The organism is Bradyrhizobium sp. 604_D8_N2_3 (assembly GCF_051810765.1).
GTDB classification, from domain to species: domain Bacteria; phylum Pseudomonadota; class Alphaproteobacteria; order Rhizobiales; family Xanthobacteraceae; genus Bradyrhizobium; species Bradyrhizobium barranii.
Map to the genome: position 1 here is coordinate 6844076 of NZ_JBPWPM010000001.1, position 17436 is coordinate 6861511.

At 63.4% G+C, this 17436-nt stretch carries 16 protein-coding genes; 6 read left to right on the top strand and 10 right to left on the bottom strand.

Annotated features, from left to right (window positions below; translation table 11 throughout):
- Window positions 1–57: 57 nt before the first annotated feature.
- A complete protein-coding gene (locus tag AB7245_RS32875; RefSeq protein ID WP_028149181.1) occupies window positions 58–510 on the top strand; it encodes a hypothetical protein in 453 nt (150 codons plus the stop codon).
- A 2-nt stretch (window positions 511–512) separates the two neighbouring features.
- Entirely contained in the window at window positions 513–1313 is an 801-nt protein-coding gene (ppk2, locus tag AB7245_RS32880; protein WP_085402452.1) for a polyphosphate kinase 2, read from the top strand.
- 55 nt (window positions 1314–1368) lie between these two features.
- Here the strand turns inward: ppk2 and AB7245_RS32885 are convergent, their stop codons facing one another.
- From AB7245_RS32885 to AB7245_RS32905, 5 genes are all read right to left on the bottom strand, one after another.
- Window positions 1369–1803 (bottom strand): hypothetical protein, encoded by a 435-nt coding sequence (locus AB7245_RS32885; protein ID WP_063981862.1) that lies wholly within the window; start codon window positions 1801–1803, stop codon window positions 1369–1371.
- Window positions 1804–1838: 35 nt separating this feature from the next.
- Window positions 1839–3536 carry an aspartate:alanine exchanger family transporter gene (locus AB7245_RS32890; protein WP_063981861.1) on the bottom strand — a complete coding sequence of 566 codons (1698 nt, stop codon included), beginning with the start codon at window positions 3534–3536 and terminating at the stop codon, window positions 1839–1841.
- A gap of 12 nt (window positions 3537–3548) precedes the next feature.
- A complete protein-coding gene (locus AB7245_RS32895; protein WP_063981860.1) occupies window positions 3549–6302 on the bottom strand; it encodes a beta-eliminating lyase-related protein in 2754 nt (917 codons plus the stop codon).
- Window positions 6303–6484: 182 nt separating this feature from the next.
- Complete coding sequence (locus AB7245_RS32900; protein ID WP_063981859.1) at window positions 6485–8182, bottom strand: SulP family inorganic anion transporter; 1698 nt, start codon at window positions 8180–8182, stop codon at window positions 6485–6487.
- Complete coding sequence (locus AB7245_RS32905; RefSeq protein ID WP_063981858.1) at window positions 8179–8853, bottom strand: YoaK family protein; 675 nt, start codon at window positions 8851–8853, stop codon at window positions 8179–8181. The genes AB7245_RS32900 and AB7245_RS32905 overlap by 4 nt, the downstream gene beginning before the upstream one ends.
- A 134-nt stretch (window positions 8854–8987) precedes the next feature.
- Here AB7245_RS32905 and AB7245_RS32910 point away from each other — a divergent pair, with 134 nt between their 5' ends.
- From AB7245_RS32910 to AB7245_RS32920, 3 genes are read left to right on the top strand one after another with little or no spacing between them, the layout of a single operon-like run.
- Window positions 8988–10676: an aspartate:alanine exchanger family transporter gene (locus tag AB7245_RS32910; protein ID WP_063981857.1), complete on the top strand. Its 1689-nt coding sequence runs from the start codon at window positions 8988–8990 to the stop codon at window positions 10674–10676.
- An 11-nt stretch (window positions 10677–10687) separates the two neighbouring features.
- Window positions 10688–11575 (top strand): alpha/beta hydrolase family protein, encoded by an 888-nt coding sequence (locus AB7245_RS32915; RefSeq protein ID WP_436855603.1) that lies wholly within the window; start codon window positions 10688–10690, stop codon window positions 11573–11575.
- Between the two features lie 22 nt (window positions 11576–11597).
- Complete coding sequence (locus tag AB7245_RS32920) at window positions 11598–12182, top strand: invasion associated locus B family protein (RefSeq protein WP_063981855.1); 585 nt, start codon at window positions 11598–11600, stop codon at window positions 12180–12182.
- 14 nt (window positions 12183–12196) lie between these two features.
- On the opposite strand, the gene AB7245_RS32925 is transcribed toward AB7245_RS32920, so the two are convergent.
- Both AB7245_RS32925 and AB7245_RS32930 read right to left on the bottom strand, forming a co-directional pair.
- Complete coding sequence (locus AB7245_RS32925) at window positions 12197–12565, bottom strand: response regulator transcription factor (RefSeq protein ID WP_063981854.1); 369 nt, start codon at window positions 12563–12565, stop codon at window positions 12197–12199.
- A 183-nt stretch (window positions 12566–12748) separates the two neighbouring features.
- The gene (locus AB7245_RS32930) at window positions 12749–13372 is read right to left on the bottom strand and encodes a response regulator transcription factor (protein WP_063981853.1); all 624 of its coding nucleotides are present in this window, start codon (window positions 13370–13372) and stop codon (window positions 12749–12751) included.
- Window positions 13373–13593: 221 nt separating this feature from the next.
- Here AB7245_RS32930 and AB7245_RS32935 point away from each other — a divergent pair, with 221 nt between their 5' ends.
- The gene (locus tag AB7245_RS32935; protein WP_063981852.1) at window positions 13594–14277 is read left to right on the top strand and encodes a helix-turn-helix domain-containing protein; all 684 of its coding nucleotides are present in this window, start codon (window positions 13594–13596) and stop codon (window positions 14275–14277) included.
- Window positions 14278–14472: 195 nt separating this feature from the next.
- Here the strand turns inward: AB7245_RS32935 and AB7245_RS32940 are convergent, their stop codons facing one another.
- The 3 genes from AB7245_RS32940 to AB7245_RS32950 form a co-directional block, all read right to left on the bottom strand.
- Window positions 14473–14916: a potassium channel family protein gene (locus AB7245_RS32940; protein WP_063981851.1), complete on the bottom strand. Its 444-nt coding sequence runs from the start codon at window positions 14914–14916 to the stop codon at window positions 14473–14475.
- Window positions 14917–14956: 40 nt separating this feature from the next.
- Window positions 14957–16069 (bottom strand): acetate kinase, encoded by a 1113-nt coding sequence (locus AB7245_RS32945; protein ID WP_354102852.1) that lies wholly within the window; start codon window positions 16067–16069, stop codon window positions 14957–14959.
- 170 nt (window positions 16070–16239) lie between these two features.
- Window positions 16240–17328, bottom strand: a complete 1089-nt coding sequence (locus AB7245_RS32950; RefSeq protein WP_063981849.1) for an AI-2E family transporter — start codon at window positions 17326–17328, stop codon at window positions 16240–16242.
- Between the last annotated feature and the right edge of the window lie 108 nt (window positions 17329–17436).

Consider the following 17436-nt stretch of genomic DNA (forward strand, 5'->3'; position numbering starts at 1 on the left):
AACGGCCCCACCTAGCCTCGCCTGAAAGTTGACGTGCAACAACAGGAGCCGCCTGCCATGCCCGGCATCGATGATCTCATCCCCAGTGCCACGCAGATCCGCAAGGAAGCAGCCCTCAAGGAGGCAGCGAAGGCCGACGAATATGCGCGCCTTGCCGCCGCCGCCGAAGCCGAGAAACACGCCCTCATTGAACGCCTCAGCAAGCCTTCTGGCAAGACCGAGGACGAGAAGATCAAGCTCGCCTCGACGATCATCCAGCGTGCGGTGCGGAACGGCTTGACCGAGGTTCAGGTCTATCGCTTCCCCAACACGCTGTGCACCGACAAGGGCCGCGCTATCAATCAGATGGAAGCGGGCTGGGAGAACACCCTGACCGGAATTCCGAAGGAAATCTTCCAGCTCTGGAGCGATTACCTGAAACCGCGCGGCTATCGCATCGCGTATCAGATCATCGATTTTCCAGGCGGTGTTCCCGGCGACATCGGCGTGACCATTTCCTGGGGTGATTGAGCATGGCCAATGACGCGCCCGTGGAGCGGATGAAGCGGAAGGACTATGAGAAGGAGCTCGAAAAACTCCAGGTCGAGTTGTGTCACCTTCAGGAATGGGTCAGAGCCCAGAAACTGAAGGTGATCATCATCTTCGAGGGGCGCGACGCGGCCGGCAAGGGCGGGACCATCAAGGCGCTGACCGAAAAGGTGAGCCCGCGCGTGTTCCGTGTCTGCGCCCTGCCCGCGCCCTCCGACCGGCAGAAATCCCAGCTGTTCCTGCAGCGCTATATCGAGCAATTCCCGGCCGGCGGTGAGATCGTGATTTTCGACCGCAGCTGGTACAACCGCGCCGGCGTTGAATACGTCATGGGCTTCTGCTCGCCGACCGAACACAAGCGCTTCCTGGAATTGTGTCCGCTGGTCGAGAAATTCGCCGTGGACGCCGGCATCGTCCTGATCAAGCTCTGGCTCGAGGTCGGGATGGAGGAGCAGGAGCTCCGCTTCAAGGCGCGTATCGAGGATCCGCTGCGGCAGTGGAAGCTGAGCCCGATGGACACCGAGTCGTTCGGGCGCTGGTACGATTACTCGCGCGCGCGTGACATGATGTTCGAGGCGACCGACACGAAGCATGCACCGTGGCGACTGATCCGCTCCGACGACAAGCGGCGAGCGCGGCTCAACGTTATCTCGCACATCCTGAGAACTATCCCTTACAAGGAAGTCAAGCGGGAGAAGGTCAAGCTTCCGCCACGGTCCCACAAGGGACGTTACAACGACCAGGCAAGCCTGCGCGGCCTGAAGTTCGTCGAGGAACGCTACTGAAACGCGAAACGGGCTGCGATGACGCAGCCCGTTTAGCTTGAGCGCCCTCCCGGGCCTATTTCAGCCGGATCGTGACGCCGCCAACCGCAGCCGATACTTCCGCGCCGACCTTCGGCCCGCTGAGCTGGAGGATGACGCCATTGCCGTTCTGCAACTGAACGGCTCCGGCGCCCGCGGCAACCGCGCCGCCCGCGCCGCCCGCCGCGTAGGAGCCTTCGATCGACTCCGGCCCCCTCAGATTGAGTGCGCGCCCGACGAGCTTGGTGGTCGAGGCGCCGATCGTGAAGCCGACGCTCATGCCTGAGACGGTGAAGGGATATTTCTTGCCCCGGTACAGCAGAACGCCCTCGCCGCCACCGACGCCGACGATGAACCCGCCCTTGGTGAAGACCACGGCAACCTGGCCGGTGTCGGCACGCGATGACGTACTGAAACCGGCGACGCCCGCGAGCGAGACGGCCAAGGCGGCATAGATGGCGACTTTTCTCATGTCTCACGTTCTCCTCTTGTTATGACGTCGAGCTATTAGGCCAGGATCATCGCAAAGTAACCGAACACGGTGAGCAGGATGCCCGACACCGCGTAGCCGACCGGAAATCCGATCCAGGGCACGGAGCTCTGGATCTCCACCGCGGCCTCGCGGCACGGGCCGGAGTGCGACCGCGCACCGGCAACGCCGCCCATCAGCACGGCCGGGTTGATCTTGAAGACGTGATAGCCGATCGCCCAGACGATGAACGGCGGGATCGTGCAGGCGATGAAGCCGGCGACGAAGATCTTCAAGGCAACGGCACCGGTAAGCTGCGCCAGCAATCCGGCACCGGCATTGACACCGACGATGGCGACGAAGACCACGAGACCGAGGTCCTCCAGCACGTTGCGCGCCGCGTTCGGCGTATTGCCGAAGAAGCGCAGCCGCGAGACCAGCGACGACACGATCACGCCCGACAGCAACAGACCGCCGGCATTGCCGAGACCGATCTTGGCACCGAAGGCCGGAAATTCGATCATGCCAATCAAGAAACCGAGGATCATGCCCGCGGCCAGCGTCAGCAGGTCGGTCGACGTATTGGTCCGCGCGATGCGTCCCCACATCTCGCCGAGTTCGTTGACGGCCGACTTGAGGCCGACTACCGAGACGATGTCCATCCGCTGCAGCTCGGTCTTGAGACCGGCGGCAAGTGGTACACCACCACGCTCGACCTTGGTGACCTGCAACTGGCCGGCGATCGCCGTGTCGCGGAAGGATTCAAAGGTGCGTCCGACCATCTCCTTGTTGGTGACGAGGATGTCGGCCTGATCCATGGGAATGCCCAGCGCCGTGGTGTCGGCAACCTCGGGGCCGATCAGGCCCATCTTGTCGGTGAGATGCTCCGTCGAGCCGCCGAGCGCGACGACGTCGCCCTTCTGCAGCACGAACGCAGGATCGGCTCCCTGCGGCTCGCCGCCGCGCGCCACGTTGACGATCCGGTACTCCGGATGGATCGAGCGGAATTTGGCGATGCTCATGCCGACCTGCGTCGGATTTTCCAGCCGATAGGCACGCAGACCGAACTGCCGATAACCGGTCAGGCCGCCGCCCTCGAGATCCTTGACGCCAAACTCCTTCTCGTACTGCCTGGCCGCCGCCTTGGCATCGACGCCCCACCACCGCGGCAGGTACTTGCAGATCAGGATGATGCCGACGGTACCCCAGATGTAGGTGATGCCGTAGGACAGCGCGATCATGCCCGACGCATCCTCGGGCTTCATGCCTTCAGGAAGCTTGACGACGCCCGAGGTGATCGCCTGCTCGGCCGAGCCGATTGCGGCCGACATGGTCTGCGACCCCGCCAGCATGCCGCCAGCCGCGCCGATCGGAAGCGCGAAGAGTCTTGAACAGATGACGACGAGCGCCAGACCAAGGACGCTGGACACCAGCGCCAAGATGCAGAACTTGAGGCCATCGCCCTTCAGGCTGTTGATGAAGGACGGCCCCACGCGCAGGCCGACGCCGTACATGAAGAGGTAATAGAACAAGCTCTTTGCAAAGTTGTTGAGCTCGAGCTTCACGCCGTAGGTCGAGGCCCACACCGCCAGCCCGGCGCCGACCACGATGGCGCCGGCGACCATGCCGAGGCCGTAGCCCTTGATGCTGGCCCGGCCGATCCAGACGGCGAGGCCAACGACGAAGAACAGCAGCAGAAACGGGTTCTGCTGCAAGAACGTGAAAAAGCCTTGCATGACCGTCCCCTGTTATGATGCGGCCTTCAGCTTCGGCGTGGCGCCCGGCTTGGGCCGGCCGATCTTCGCCAAGGCTTCGGTGCGTACGAGCTTCAAGCCTTCCTTGGCGTCGTAGCCGTGGATTTCCTTCACATCGAGCTTGCGCATGAAGTCGATGGTTTCCTGGGTGATGACCTGGCCCGGCACCATGATCGGGAAGCCCGGCGGATACGGGATCACGAAACTGGCCGAGACGAGATCGGGGCCGGCCTTCAGGCGGCGGTCGATCTCGGGATCGCCGAGCCGGATATATTCGCATCCGGCTGCGTCATAGGCCGAGTAGAAGCCGCTGCGGATATCGCCCTCGTTGGTCTTGGTGCCGGCATCGCCGCGGAAACTATCGTGGAAATGCGAGAAGTTCGGCAGGTCGGGCACGTCGGTCATCAGGCTCTTGACCCGCGCCTCGAATGTCTTCTTCGCATTGGCGCCACCCTGGACAAGTCCGCGGTCGACCTCGCCCGCGATCTCGGCCAGCACCCTCACCAGATGCGCGACGTCGCTGCGGGTGTTGTTGATGTTGGACTGGAACAACACCGAGTTGCGCGAGGTCTTGTTGATCTGGATGTTGTACTCGTTCGCCAGGATGCCCTTGAACTGCGTGCCGTCGTAACCGGCGGTGCCGCACACCAGCGTCATCCGGGTCGGATCGAGGCAGAACTCGTCGTCGTCCAGACTCTTCAGGATGTTCGCCCAGTTCGTGCCGGCCGCGAGATAGTCGGTGAAGCCGCTCTGGCGGTATTGCGCGGGTACCATCGCGTCCGCACCAAGGATGCGGAAATATTTCGAGATCAGGGGATTGTTGTTGACCGCATTACGGATAGCGAACGCGATCTCCATCGCATTGGCCACGAGACCATAGCCCTCGAGCTCCATCTGGCGCCGCGACACGTCGAGGCTCGCGATGAGCTGCTGGTTCGGGCTGGTCGATGCGTGCGTGAACACCGCCTCCTTGAACTGCTGCTCGACCGTATGGAATTCGACGTCCTTGACCGACAGCATCGAGCCCTGCCGGATCGCCGACATCGACTTGTGGGTCGAGTTGGTCTGGTAGACGCGCAGGCGGATCTGACGCGGATCGGGAATCAGCCGGGCGTTGAGCAGCACCTCGTTCGACGGGTTCTTGCCGAGCTCGGCCTGCTGCTTCTCGTAGGCCGTGACCGATTTCGGGTCGTGCATCCAGGCCTCGATCTCATTGGCGGCGCCCATCGCGGTGCGCCGCCGCAGGTAAGGCGAGAAGCGCGCAAAGCCGAACCAGGCTTCGTCCCAGAGGAAGATCAGGTCGGGCTTGATCGCGAGGCATTCCTCCATCACCCGGCGGGTGTTGTAGATGTGACCGTCGAAAGTGCAGTTGGTCAGGTCGAGCATCTTGACGCGGTCGAGCCGGCCATCCGCCTTCGCATTCAGCAGGGCCTGCTTGACGGTCTTCAGCGGCACCGCGCCATACATCGAATATGCCGTCATCGGGAACGCTTCGACATAGATCGGCTGGGCGCCGGCCAGCACCATGCCGTAATGGTGCGACTTGTGGCAGTTGCGATCGACGATCGCGATGTCGCCGGGCGCGAGCAGCGCCTGCACCGCCATCTTGTTCGAGGTCGAGGTACCGTTGGTCACGAAGAACACGCGATCCGCGCCAAGCGCGCGCGCCGCCTTGTCCTGCGCTCTCTTGATGGTTCCGGTCGGCTCCAGCAGGCTGTCGAGGCCGCCGGTGGTCGCGCTGCTCTCGGCCAGGAACAGGTTCAAGCCGTAGAATTCGCCCATGTCGCGAATCCAGTCCGACTTGAAAACCGATTTGCCGCGCGCGATCGGCAGCGCATGGAACGTCCCGATCGGACGCTGCGCATATTTCTTGAGATTGTCGAAGAACGGCGTGTCGAAGCGGTCCTGGATGCCTTCGAGGATCGAGAGATGCAGCTCGAGCAGATCTTCGATGGAATAGAAGATGCGGCGAACGACGTTTGCTTCCGGATTTCCGGCCATCTCCTCCACGTCGCGGTTGGACATGAGATAAAGGTCGAGCTCGGGACGGACCCGCTTGACGATTTGGGCCAGCCGGAGCGCTGACGCGTCGGACTCGTCATTCAGTCCCGCCGATGCCGTCAACGTGCGGAGCACCGGGGCATCGTGCCGCGAGCGCAGGGTGAAGCCTTCGTTGATGACGACGGCTGCGATGTTGGGGTTCAGCATCGTGGCGCAGAAGGCGTCTTCGAGGCTGCCGACGATGACCGGCTCATAGACGAACTGATCGACCGGACGCCGCAGCTTGCGCCATTCGTTGGCGAGCGCGAGCCATTTGGCGGACGAGAGGCCGGTGACGATCAGGGTTTCGAAGTAGGGGCGACGCGCGGTGTGCTGCCCGAACATCTGCGGCACCAGATCGGAGGCGTCGCCATTGTCCTCATCATTCACATTCCAGTCGCCGGTATGCTGGCGGAAGGACCTCGTCGTCAGGGCCTGTGTCAGCCGCGTCGCGAGGGCGAGCGACGTTGCCGCATCGCCAGTGGCGGCTGCTTCCCGCAGGGCCCCCATCAGTTGCAGACCGGGATAGCCGTGAAACTCTTCCGTCACAGACAGATCGGCCAGCGCGGCATCGTATTTTGCACGATCGCCGCCGCGGGCCCACACCTTTGCCGCTTCCACCAGATCGCGCCAGTCGTCCGCCCGTCCACCGGGGCCAGACAGGAACTGATCGATGCGCTTCTGCGCGGGCTTGGCGTCTTTGGACATGTTTCACTCCCGATCCATATCAAGCCGTAGGGCATGAGTGATGCCGGATCGTGAGTGCAGCGCCGCTTGCTCTATTGATCCAAGTCAACGGTCGCGCGATATGCCGGGGCGGGGAGCACGGCCGTGACGCCTCTTCGCAACGCAATAGGCCGTCGCCGACCGATTGGAGGGCAGCGGAGAGATCAGACCGTTCCTCGGGCATCGTTGGGCTGGGCATCGCCAAGAACGCTGTCCAGCGACCGCAGCCAGTCGCCGCTGTCAGTCTTCTCCGCCAGTCCCTCCGCCCGCAACAGATCGCGCAGCTGCGCATGCGCACCGACGATGCAGAAGGCGACATGCCGGGAGGCGAGCTCATCGTAAAGGTCGCGCAACATGCCCGCGCCGGCCAGATCGATGTAAGGCGATGCGGAGAGGTCGCAAATCACCAGCCTGATATCGACCGATCTCAGCAAGGCATCCAGCACCGACTCCAGGATCGTTTCGGCGTTGATGTAAAGCAACGAAGCTTCGGGTCGAAAGGCGATGACGCCGACGAGCGGCTCGACACCCTCGTGCCTCGCGTTGTCGGAGTAGCGGCCGGTCCCGGGCAGCCGTCCGAGGAACGCGACATTCGGACGTGAGGCGCGTGCCAGCAGCAGGACGATCGACGCGATGGCCGCGAGCAGGACGCCTTGCAGGATCCCAAGGAGCAGCACGGACACGAGCGCAATCGCCGCCGCATAGAAATCGAACCGGCTGACGCGCCACATCCGCAACAGCGCGCGGATGTCCACCAGCCTGTAGACGGCCGCAAAAACGATAGCCGCCAGCACGGCCTTGGGCAGATTCGTCAACAACCCCGTGAAGAACAGCAGGCACAGTGCGAGCGTCGCCGAGCAGATCACCAGCGCCAGGGGGGTGCGCGCGCCCGCATTGTCGTTGACGGCGGATTGCGACAGGCCGCCGGCGACGGGATAGCCGTGGCCGAATGCGGCGACGAGATTCGCTGCCCCCAGGCCCAAAAACTCCTGCCGGACATCAAGGGCATAGCCATGCTTGGCGGCAAAGCTGCGGGCCGCAGACACACCTTCAATATAGGCCAGCAGCACGCATCCCGCGGCCAGCGGAAAGAGTTCGTCGGGCTCAAGCAGACCAAACCTGGGTATTCCGATCGCCGGCAACCCTTCGGGGATCGTCCCGGTGACCGGCACCCCGAGGGACGCAAGGCCAAGCAGCGTCGCAAACACGATCGACAGCGCCATGATCGTGAGTCCGACCGGCTTTCCCGGCAGACGCCGTTCTCCGAGCAGCAGGAGCACCAGCGCGATCGCCCCGATCGCCAGAACGAGCGGCTTCGTGTCGCCGAGCTGACCACTGAGCTTGATGGCGCGATCGAAGAAATTGTGACCGCCTCCGGCGACGCCGAACAGGCTCGGCAATTGGCTCATGATGATGGTGAGCCCGGCGCCGGCCTTGAAACCGACCAATATGCTGTCGCTGACCAGGCGAACGAGAATGCTGAGCTTGAACAGCCAGGAGATCAGGCACAACAGCGCCACCGCGCAGGCGGCAAGGCTCGCGATCTCGGCATATTTCGCCGCGTCTCCGCCGGCCAGCGCCCCGACTGTGGCCGCAATCATCAGCGAGATCGCGGAGGTCGGACCGACCGCAAGCTGGCGCGACGACCCGAGCAGCGCGTAGCCGATCCCACCAAGCATATAGCCATAGATGCCGATCTGCGGCGGCAATCCGGCCAGCGTCGCGTAGGCGAGCGACACCGGAATGGCGTAGGCCGCGAGCGTGATGCCGGCGATGGCATCCGGACGCAGCCAGGCGCTGCGATAGTCCGCAAGCCAGGTCGCGGGCGGAAAGAATCGCGATATCGGCCCGAACGTGTTCATGTGCGGGCCTCGGCGCGGTTTGCTTCGCAGCCCAGCAGCACGATCAGGAGAGCGATCACGGGGACACCAAGCGCCAGATTTGGAATCTGCTTGGTCGCGAAGGCGCCGACGGCGGCTCCAAAGCCGAAAGTGCCGCATAGTGCGGCAAAAATGCCGGGGCGCCGAAACGAACCGCCTCCTGAGACTGCGGCGAACACGCTCTCAATCGCGTGCCGCATGTTGCCGGTAATCATCACCGAGCTGTAGGCCACACCTTCGACCTTGGTGAAGACCGCGGTCTGCATGGCGGCGACGAACGAGATGCCCAGCGTGCCGGCGAGGTCCGGCAGGCGATTGTGCAAGATGCCGATGGCAATCAGCAGCAGTATTTCGATCAACGTGCTGATGGCGCTGGCACGGTCTCCGGTCGCCCGGCGAAGCCACGCTGCGACCACGATACCGACCGCGAATGCGAGGATCGGCGGGACAAAATGCAGCGCTTCCGGCCAGTTGCCGATCGAACCATAGACCCAAAGCAGAACCAGATTGGCCGTCTGCGCGTTGGCCATCACGCCGTGGATGATCCAGGTGTAGGCATCGAGATAGCCGCCGGCGAAGGCGAGCAACAACGCAATTTGCACCGTCTCGTCGCGGCGTATCGACGAAGCAGCGGCGATATCCATCGTGCTCATGTCCGAAACATCGGCTCTCCTAACTCCTGCATGGGTCCATAGGCGACAGCTTGCCTTGGGGAGGATTGATCTGGATCAAGCGTCGCCTGGTTCCACGAACCAGATTCGGCGGAAATTGCTGGAGGGCATGCGCCATGGGCACCGTTAGGTGGATCATCTCCACGGCTCCGGAGATCTTCCTGCTGCTCGCCATTGCGATTGGTACGGTGCTTGGTCGCGTCAAGATTCGCGGCTTCTCGATCGGAACGACGGCCTGTATCCTGGTCGTCGCCGTGCTCATCGGCCAGCTCGGGACCTTTACGTTCCCCTCGCTGCTGCGCGTGATTCTGTTCAGTCTGTTCGTGTTCACGATCGGCTACCGGTCCGGCCCAGAGTTCTTCGCGTCCCTCAGCATCCGCACTCTGGCGCAGGTCGTCATGGCGCTCGTGCTCGGCGGCACGGGTCTGATCCTCGTCCTGATATTCGCCTTCACGTTCAAGCTCGATCCGGGCACGGCCTCGGGACTTGCCGCCGGTGGGCTGACACAATCCTCCATCATCGGCACCGCCTCTGGCGCGCTGGCGCAACTCGGCCTGCCCAACGACGCCTTTAAGCAGCAGGAGGCGAACATCGCCGCCGGCTACGCCGTCACTTACGTCCTCGGCTACATCCTCACACTCCTGTACGTGCCGTTTGTCGCGCCGAAGCTGATGGGGGTCGATTTGAAGGAGGAGGCGGCGAAACTGGAGGCGGAGCTTTCCGGCGGCAATCCGCCACAGAACGAAAATCTCCATTATCGGAAATTCCAAGCGCGCGCCTATCGGGTCTCGACCGCCGCGGGACGCACGGTCAAATATATCGAAGAGGAAATCGGCAGCCGCACTGTCGTCGAGCGAATAGTGCGGGATGGAGCCGACGTTGAGCCGCGCCTCGACACCATTCTCGAATCGGGCGACGACATCGTCATTGCCGGGCGAACGGCGTCCCTCGTCGCTGCAAAGCCGGTCATCGGCAAGGAGATCGATGCCGACGAGATTCTGAAGGCTATTCCGGGCAACGTGATCAACGTCCTCGTCGACAGCCGCGATCTCCATGGCCGGTCGATCAAGGAGATCGCCGAACGCGTCGGCAACGACGCACGCGGCGTCTATCTCCGCACGCTGACCCGGATGAGCCGCGAGGTCCCCCTGGGCCCGGATACCCGCGTCTATGTGGGCGACGTCATGACGCTCGTCGGCAGCACCCGCAACATCGAGCGCGCCGCCACGAAAGTCGGACAGATCTTGCGCTCCGGCGACCGCGCCGACATCGCTTTTCTCGCAACCGGTATCGCGGCGGGCCTGCTCGCAGGCCTCATCAGCTTCAAGGTCGGCGGTATTCCGCTGACCCTGGGCGGCGGCGGCGGCGCGCTGATCACGGGCCTCGTCTGCGGCTGGCTACGGTCGCGCCGGCCGACTATCGGCGCTTTGCCGCCCGCCGCGCAGCAGACGCTGAGCGATCTCGGGCTCGGCGGCTTCATCGCCGCCATCGGTCTCGGCAACGGAGCCGCGGCCTGGACTGCGATCCAGGCCCACGGGGTGTTGCTGGTCGGAATGGGCCTGGTCGTCACGCTGGTGCCGCTGATCGTCGCGACGCTGTTTGCGCGCTATGTGGTGCACATGAATCCGGTCATCACCTGCGGTGCGCTGGCGGGCGCCATGACCGTCGATGCTGCGGTGACCGGAGCCTGCGACGTCGCCGAGAGCCAGACGCCGGTGCTCGGCGTCGCCGTGCCCTACGCCGTCGGCAATGTCGTCCTGACCGTACTCGGCCCGATTATCGTGGCCCTCACCTACACCGGCTGACGGAGGCGACGATGCGCAGGCAATTGGCCGCAATCATCCGACCGTTCGTGATGGCTCTACTTACCCTCGCCGCCTTCGTCCTGCCGGTGCGCGCCGAGGACAATGTCCGCATCCAGGAGGAGATCTGGGCGCTGCCGCTGCCGCTTCCGATGTTCGCCTATGTGGTGCGGCCCGTCGGCGACGGCCCCTTCCCGCTCGCGATCATGAACCACGGCGTGTCGCTCAAGCCGGTCGATCGCGGCTTCTTTCCGCTGGTGGAATTCCGCGATGCAGCGAAGTGGTTCGCCAAACGCGGCTATTTCGTCGTGGCGCCGGTCGGCACCGGATATGGCGCAGCCGCCATCGACATTCCCGAGCGCGCGCTCTATGGGCCATTCTTTTCCAAGGTCGGAAAGTGCACGAACCCCAACTTCCATGATGCGGGCCTCGCAGTCGCCAAGGTCGATCTCTGGATCATCGACTACATGGCCGCCGAGAGACGCATCATTCCAAAGGACGTGATCGTGGTCGGCCAGTCCGCCGGAGGCTGGGCTTCCATCGCCTTGTCCAGTGTGAACCCACCACAGGTGAAGGCCATCATCACCTTCGCCGCCGGCCGCGGCGGGCGGGTCGGCGGCAAGCCGAACAACAATTGTGCACCCGACAAGCTGGTCGAGGCGACCGCGGATTTCGGCAGCACGTCGCGGGTGCCGATGCTGTGGATCTACATCGAGAACGACACGTTTTTCGGCCCCGACCTGTCGAAGCGCATGCATGAGGCCTTCACCGCGGCCGGCGGCAGGGCCGAGTATCATCTGATGCCGCCCTTCGGCGGCGAGGGCCATTTCTTCATCGGCTCGCCGGACGCGATCCCGCTGTGGTCGCCGCTAGTGGCGAACTTCCTCGACCCGCAGAAATAAAATTCAGGTTCGGAGGCACATCATGCCAAGTCCCCGCAATTGTCTCTCCGGCCTGCTGGTCGTCGCGGTCGCCGGAAGCGCGACATGTGCCGGCATCGCCGCGCCTAAATCCGCGCAGGCCGATAAACCCGCCGAGGTCGCGACGCGCGGCCAACGCGAGGCAAAGGACATCGTCTACGGAGACTGGCAGAAGCTCTGCTTCAAGGCAGGCGGTGCGCCGACGTTGTGCCGGACCTCAATCACCGGCAAGTTTCCAACCGGCCAGACGGCCGTGCGCGTGGACCTGATCGAGCGCGAAGGCACTCCCTCGGCACGGCTGCAACTCTTCGTGCCCGTCGGCATGTACCTGCAACAGCCGGCGAAGCTGACCGTCGACCAGGGCAGCCCCCTCCGCATCCCTTACAGCTGGTGCCTGACCAACGCCTGCATTGCGGCCGACGTCGCGCCTCCCGCGATCATCAAGGAGATGGAGTCAGGGAAGACACTTGCCCTCGAGGTCGTCGATTCAAACCTTCTGGCATTGACGACCTCGGTGCCGCTGGCGCAGTTCGCGTCCGTCCACAAGGGCGCACCGGCCAGGACGCTGGAGCAATATGTCGACGAATGAGCGGCCATGCTGCGTTACGCAGCCGACGCACGCGCCACCGACTCGATCAGGGACTGCGCCGTAAATGGCTTGACCAGATAGGCAATGCATCCGGACGCGACCGCCGCCGCGCGGTTCGCCGAGCTGTCATTTCCGGTGATGTAGATCACCGGTGCGGTGACACCCTCCTCGGCCAGTTGCCGGCGCAGGTCGATGCCGGACCTTCCGTTCAGGTCGATATCGAGAACGATGCAGATCGCCTTGTCGAAGCTGCCGTGATGGAGCAAGGCTCCAGCAGAGTCGAAGAGCGTCGCGGCAAAGCCATGCTCGCGGAGCAGTCTGTTCACGCTGGTCCGGATGGACGGATCGTCATCGACGACAAAAACAGAGTCACGCTCTGGCAAGGAAGTGCCCCTTCGAGACGAATGACTGATCACGGCGGCGCCGGCGCCATATTCGCCTGGTCTACTTGCGTGTCAGGCAAAGCGCCGCATTCGCCGCCGTGCATGGCAGCACCGCACCAACGAATTTCATATTGTCTCTTGGGGAAGTCACACCGCGGGAACTGTGCCGTGACGACAAATCAGCTAATCGTCGCTCGTATCGAGCATTCCAAGCCGTTCCGCGATCGAAACGAGCTCCGCCAGCGAACGAACCTGCATCTTCTCCATCACCTGGTGGCGGTGCGCCTTCACGGTGCGCTCGGTGGTTCCAAGCTCATGCGCGATCTGCTTGTTGATCCTGCCGCGGACGATGAGATCGAACACCTGACGCTCGCGATGCGTCAATGCGGCGAGGTGAATGCGGAAGGTCTCGAGCCTTCCGCGATGCGCCTGCGCGGTGTGCTGGCGCACCATCGCGCGCTCAATCGCAGCGATCAACTGCTCGGAGGATACCGGCTTGGTCAGGAAATCCTCCGCGCCGGCCTTGATGGCCTGCACCGTGGTTGGCGTGTCGGCGTGTCCGGTCAGGAATATGATTGGCAGCGTCGAGCCCGACGCGACCAAGCGGGTCTGCAAGTCGGGGCCGCTCAGCCCCGGTATCCACACGTCGAGCAGGATGCATCCCGGTTGTGCGTCATCAGGCGACGCATCCAGCAAATCCTGCGCCGATGCGTAGGTCGCAACGTCGTAGCCCGCGAGCTTCAACCGGCGCGCGATCGCCGTCCGGAAGGAATCGTCGTCGTCCACCACGTGAACAAGGCCGGGCACGCATCACCTCTTGCTGAATTCCGACAGCTTCTCAATCCGCGCAACAACCTCCCAACAGGCGTCCACGCTGTCCCTTGGTACAATGAACCTTGGGACAATGGATGAGAATGCCGCCTTAGTCGTAAATCAACTTCGACGGGAGTGGGACGGCGCGGCGCATTCCCAGCGGCGAGAGTTTTCGTCCGACAGACCAATTCGGCGATGAGCTGAGGAGTTGGCCTATGTTCGTTCGCATTGCAGCGGATTCGACGCCGCGTCCCAACTCCCTTCGTGACCTCGGCATGACCAGCGATTCAAATGCGCTCGTCAGTTTAAGCCAATTTACCTATAAAAAGGGCAGCGAAATCTACGGGGAGAGAGAGCCCGCCGAATATGTCTATCAGGTGACGTCCGGTGCGGTGCGAAGCTACAAGCTGCTGTCGGACGGCCGCAGGCAGATTGGCGCCTTTCACCTCGCCGGCGACATTTTTGGCCTGGAGAACGGCAACGAGCACCGCTTCACCACGGAAGCGATCGTCGACACCACGGTGCGCCTGGTCAGACGGCAAAGCCTCGAAATGGTGGCCGAAAGCGATGCGATGGTCGCCAGAAACCTGCTCAGCATGACCACGAACAACCTCCAGCATGCGGAGGACCACATGCTGTTGCTGGGACGCAAGACCTCGCTGGAGCGGGTCGCAGCGTTCCTGCTCGAGATGGACGGGCGGTTGACGGCGTCCGGCGTCATGGCGCTGCCGATGTCGCGGCGCGATATCGCCGATTACCTCGGCCTGACGCTGGAGACGGTATCCCGCGCGCTGTCACGGCTCCATGAGCTCGGCGCCCTCGGCTTCGTCGGCAACACCCAGCGTCAGATCGTGCTGCTGGATCGGCACCAGCTTGCAAGCCTCGACCTGCAGCCTTGAGCGGGCCGACACCGGCGAATGGCACAAACTGCACATCACACCGGTACCGTCCGATGCTAGCCTCTTCCGATGTGGAACGAGACCGCATTTCGGATCGCAGTCGTTTTGTTCGGGACGCTGCCGGTGGCGTTCACGGCCATGATCCTTTTCCTGGGGTGAGCTCGGCTCTGGCCGAGGCCTCCATCGGTATCAGGATCATTTAAGGCCAGGCGCCTGGGTTACGCCGAGGTGCTCGAGAGTCTTGCGCAAGACCTCGAACAGGATGGCGGCCGACCAGCCGAACAGCAGGACACCATTCATAGCCGTCAACGGGCCGATGAGGCGCCATTCGCGCACCGGCGTGATATCGCCGTAGCCGAGCGTGGTGTAGTTGACGAAGGCGAAATAGAGCGCATCACTGCCCGGTGCGGCGGCCTGAACGACTTCATACATCAGAGCCCACACCAGAACCTCCAGCGTATGCGCGACCTGCAACACCACGGCTGTCGCGACCATGACACCCATCAGATGCGCTCTTGGTCTCCTGGTTTGCCGCAAGCCCGCGCCGCGGGCGATCCCGACGGCGACGATGGTCACCAGCGCATGGATTCCGATATTGATCACGCTGACCAGCGTACCGACGAGGAATTGAAGAAGCATCGAGCGCCGCCAATCCTTTTCAGCTTTCCGGGAAGCTGCCTCAACGTGGCGACGGCCCGTTCAACAAGAGCGCCAACGTGTGCCGCGCGATGGTCAATTCATCGTCGGACGGGAGCACGTAGAGAGGGATACGACTATCGCGGCGCGAGATCAGCCGTGCGTTATGGGCGTTGGCCTTAACATCCAGTATAGCACCGAGCCAGCTCAGCCTTTCGGCGATGCGCGCGCGGATCGCGGTCGAGCCTTGGCCGATCGCGCCGGTGAAAACAAAGGCGTCAAGCCCCTCCAGCGCGGCCGCGAGCAGGCCGGCGTTGAGGCCGGCGCAGTAGGCGAGGTGCTCGACGGCCTGTTCTGCTCGCAGAAAACGAGCCGCCGCACCGTCGTCACCCGGATTGGTGAACAGAAATGCGTCGCCGGGATCGATTTCACCTGCGGAATGGTCCGACGGCGATGCGCCAAAGGCATAGAATCCATTCGTGCTTTCGACGCTGCGGCCTTCCTTCAGCGCGCACATCGAGCTGGTGTCATCGAGGCACGCAACGATCACGCGGCGCGCGGCAATCTCGGGGGCCTCAAGCGTCAGAGCTCGTGCGATCGACTCGTAGCAAAGACCGTGAGCCCCGTAACGCCTTACGTCACCTGCGCAGAGTTGATGCGCAATAGGATAGCTGCCGTTCTCCACGACCTTGCCAAGATGGAATGCAGTATCGAAGCAGGCGACTTGCGGTAGCGCCGGATGATTGGCCTGCATGATACGGATTGGCGCAAGATTATACGGTTGAAGCAGCGGCGCGAGTGCAATCAGCCGCTCCAGACGCGCCATCACGACATCATCGATCAGGGCCGGTCGGGCGTCATCCGGTCCTCCCTGAGCGACGCGATGTCCCACGGCCAGCGGCTGGATTCCCAATTCGTCCCGCAGCCAGCTATCGACAACCGCGCATGCCGCCGGGATGTCATCGACGTCGTCGTTCTGATAGGTGCGGTGCGCCAACGGATCGCCGTTCGCTCTGCTCGCCCTGAGGCGCGGATGGCGGCCGAGCCCGTCAAGCCGTCCCTTGATTTGCCGTTCCAGCCTCCCCTCGCCTCGTACGGAGAAGAGCTGGAAGTTCACGCTTCCTGCATTCGCATCGATGGCAAGGATCGCATCCATGGCGGTCAGTCGACAGCCGTCATCGCCGGGGACGTTTGCCCGAATGCGCAATCCCGCTGCGACGTTTGATGGGCCATCGACATGCCTGAGGTCAGATCTGCCTACGCCCAATCAGGGCGCATCGGGAGTCGAGAGGATTGACTTAGGTCAAAGGTGATGCGTGCGGAGATTCAGGTCTCTTCCGGCCTTTTCGGCGCAGCGGCGCGGTCGTTCCGGATCCAGGCCGCCGCGAGTTCCCAGGCGACCGACAGGATGATCGGCCCGATGAAGAGGCCGATGATTCCGTGCGCGAGCGTTCCGCCGATCACCCCGATCAGGATCACGATCGTCGGCGTGGTCAGGCCGCGCCCCATGACGATGGGTTTCAGGATGTTGTCGAGGATGCCGACGGCGCCGAGGAAGACGGTCAGGAGCACCGCGGTGGTCACGTCCTTGTCCATCCAGATCCAGACGACCACGGGGAAGAGAACGAGGAAGGGGCCGATCTGCACGATCGACAGCAACAGGACGAGGAATGCCAGCAGGCCGGCACTCGGGGCGCCTGCGAGCTTGAAGCCGATGCCGGCCAACAGCGACTGCACGATTGCGACACCGATGATGCCCTGCGACACCGCGCGGATGGTCGCGCCGGCGAGCTCCAGAAAATGCTCGCTCTGCTCCGGTACGACCCGGAACAGGAAGCCGCGCACCGCGTCGACGAGCTGCGGACCGTAGGGAAAGAGGAAGCCGGCGACGAATACCGACAGCAGGAACTGGAGCGTGCCGACACCGGCATCACCGGCGAGCGACAGCATGATCCCGGCAAGCGGTTTCAGATACGGCATCACCTCGCTCAGCGCCGCGCGAATATTGCTGTTGGCCTGGGTCCAGAGATCGTAGAGCTGGGTGCCGATCAGCGGCCAGCTCTTGATCTGTTCGGGCGCCTCCGTAAGCGTGAGATCGCCGCTGCTGATCTGGCCCGCGAGATCCTTGATCCCGTCGACTGCGCTCATGCCGAGCCAGGCCGCAGGACCAATGACGATGCCCAGCGTAACCAGCGTGAGAATGGACGCGGCGGTGCGCGGGCGGCCCCCGAGGCGCTTGGCAAGCCAGCCGAAGACTGGATAGAACGCCACCGCGAGCACCGCACTCCAGGCCAGGATTGGCACGAAGGGGCGGATGATGAGGAAAGTCCACAGGATCAGCAGCGCCAGCAATCCGAGCCGGATCACGAGCTGGATGACTCCGTCGATAGACCGATGCTGGCGAAGAGTGTTCAAGGCCTGTGTCCGGGCAGCGCTCCTGCTGGAAGCCTAGCGGCCCCTATCCCGCGGCGGGCTTGATACAGATCAATGGCGCGCCCAATGCTCGCGCCAATACACGCTAGT

What these genes read in the sequence shown, in the direction of transcription:
- AB7245_RS32875 (WP_028149181.1), top strand. Translation starts at nt 58, where the DNA reads ATGCCCGGCATCGATGATCTCATCCCCAGTGCCACGCAGATCCGCAAG.
- ppk2 (WP_085402452.1), top strand. Translation starts at nt 513, where the DNA reads ATGGCCAATGACGCGCCCGTGGAGCGGATGAAGCGGAAGGACTATGAG.
- AB7245_RS32885 (WP_063981862.1), bottom strand. Translation starts at nt 1,803, where the DNA reads ATGAGAAAAGTCGCCATCTATGCCGCCTTGGCCGTCTCGCTCGCGGGC.
- AB7245_RS32890 (WP_063981861.1), bottom strand. Translation starts at nt 3,536, where the DNA reads ATGCAAGGCTTTTTCACGTTCTTGCAGCAGAACCCGTTTCTGCTGCTG.
- AB7245_RS32895 (WP_063981860.1), bottom strand. Translation starts at nt 6,302, where the DNA reads ATGTCCAAAGACGCCAAGCCCGCGCAGAAGCGCATCGATCAGTTCCTG.
- AB7245_RS32900 (WP_063981859.1), bottom strand. Translation starts at nt 8,182, where the DNA reads ATGAACACGTTCGGGCCGATATCGCGATTCTTTCCGCCCGCGACCTGG.
- AB7245_RS32905 (WP_063981858.1), bottom strand. Translation starts at nt 8,853, where the DNA reads ATGAGCACGATGGATATCGCCGCTGCTTCGTCGATACGCCGCGACGAG.
- AB7245_RS32910 (WP_063981857.1), top strand. Translation starts at nt 8,988, where the DNA reads ATGGGCACCGTTAGGTGGATCATCTCCACGGCTCCGGAGATCTTCCTG.
- AB7245_RS32915 (WP_436855603.1), top strand. Translation starts at nt 10,688, where the DNA reads ATGCGCAGGCAATTGGCCGCAATCATCCGACCGTTCGTGATGGCTCTA.
- AB7245_RS32920 (WP_063981855.1), top strand. Translation starts at nt 11,598, where the DNA reads ATGCCAAGTCCCCGCAATTGTCTCTCCGGCCTGCTGGTCGTCGCGGTC.
- AB7245_RS32935 (WP_063981852.1), top strand. Translation starts at nt 13,594, where the DNA reads ATGTTCGTTCGCATTGCAGCGGATTCGACGCCGCGTCCCAACTCCCTT.
- AB7245_RS32940 (WP_063981851.1), bottom strand. Translation starts at nt 14,916, where the DNA reads ATGCTTCTTCAATTCCTCGTCGGTACGCTGGTCAGCGTGATCAATATC.
- AB7245_RS32945 (WP_354102852.1), bottom strand. Translation starts at nt 16,069, where the DNA reads ATGGATGCGATCCTTGCCATCGATGCGAATGCAGGAAGCGTGAACTTC.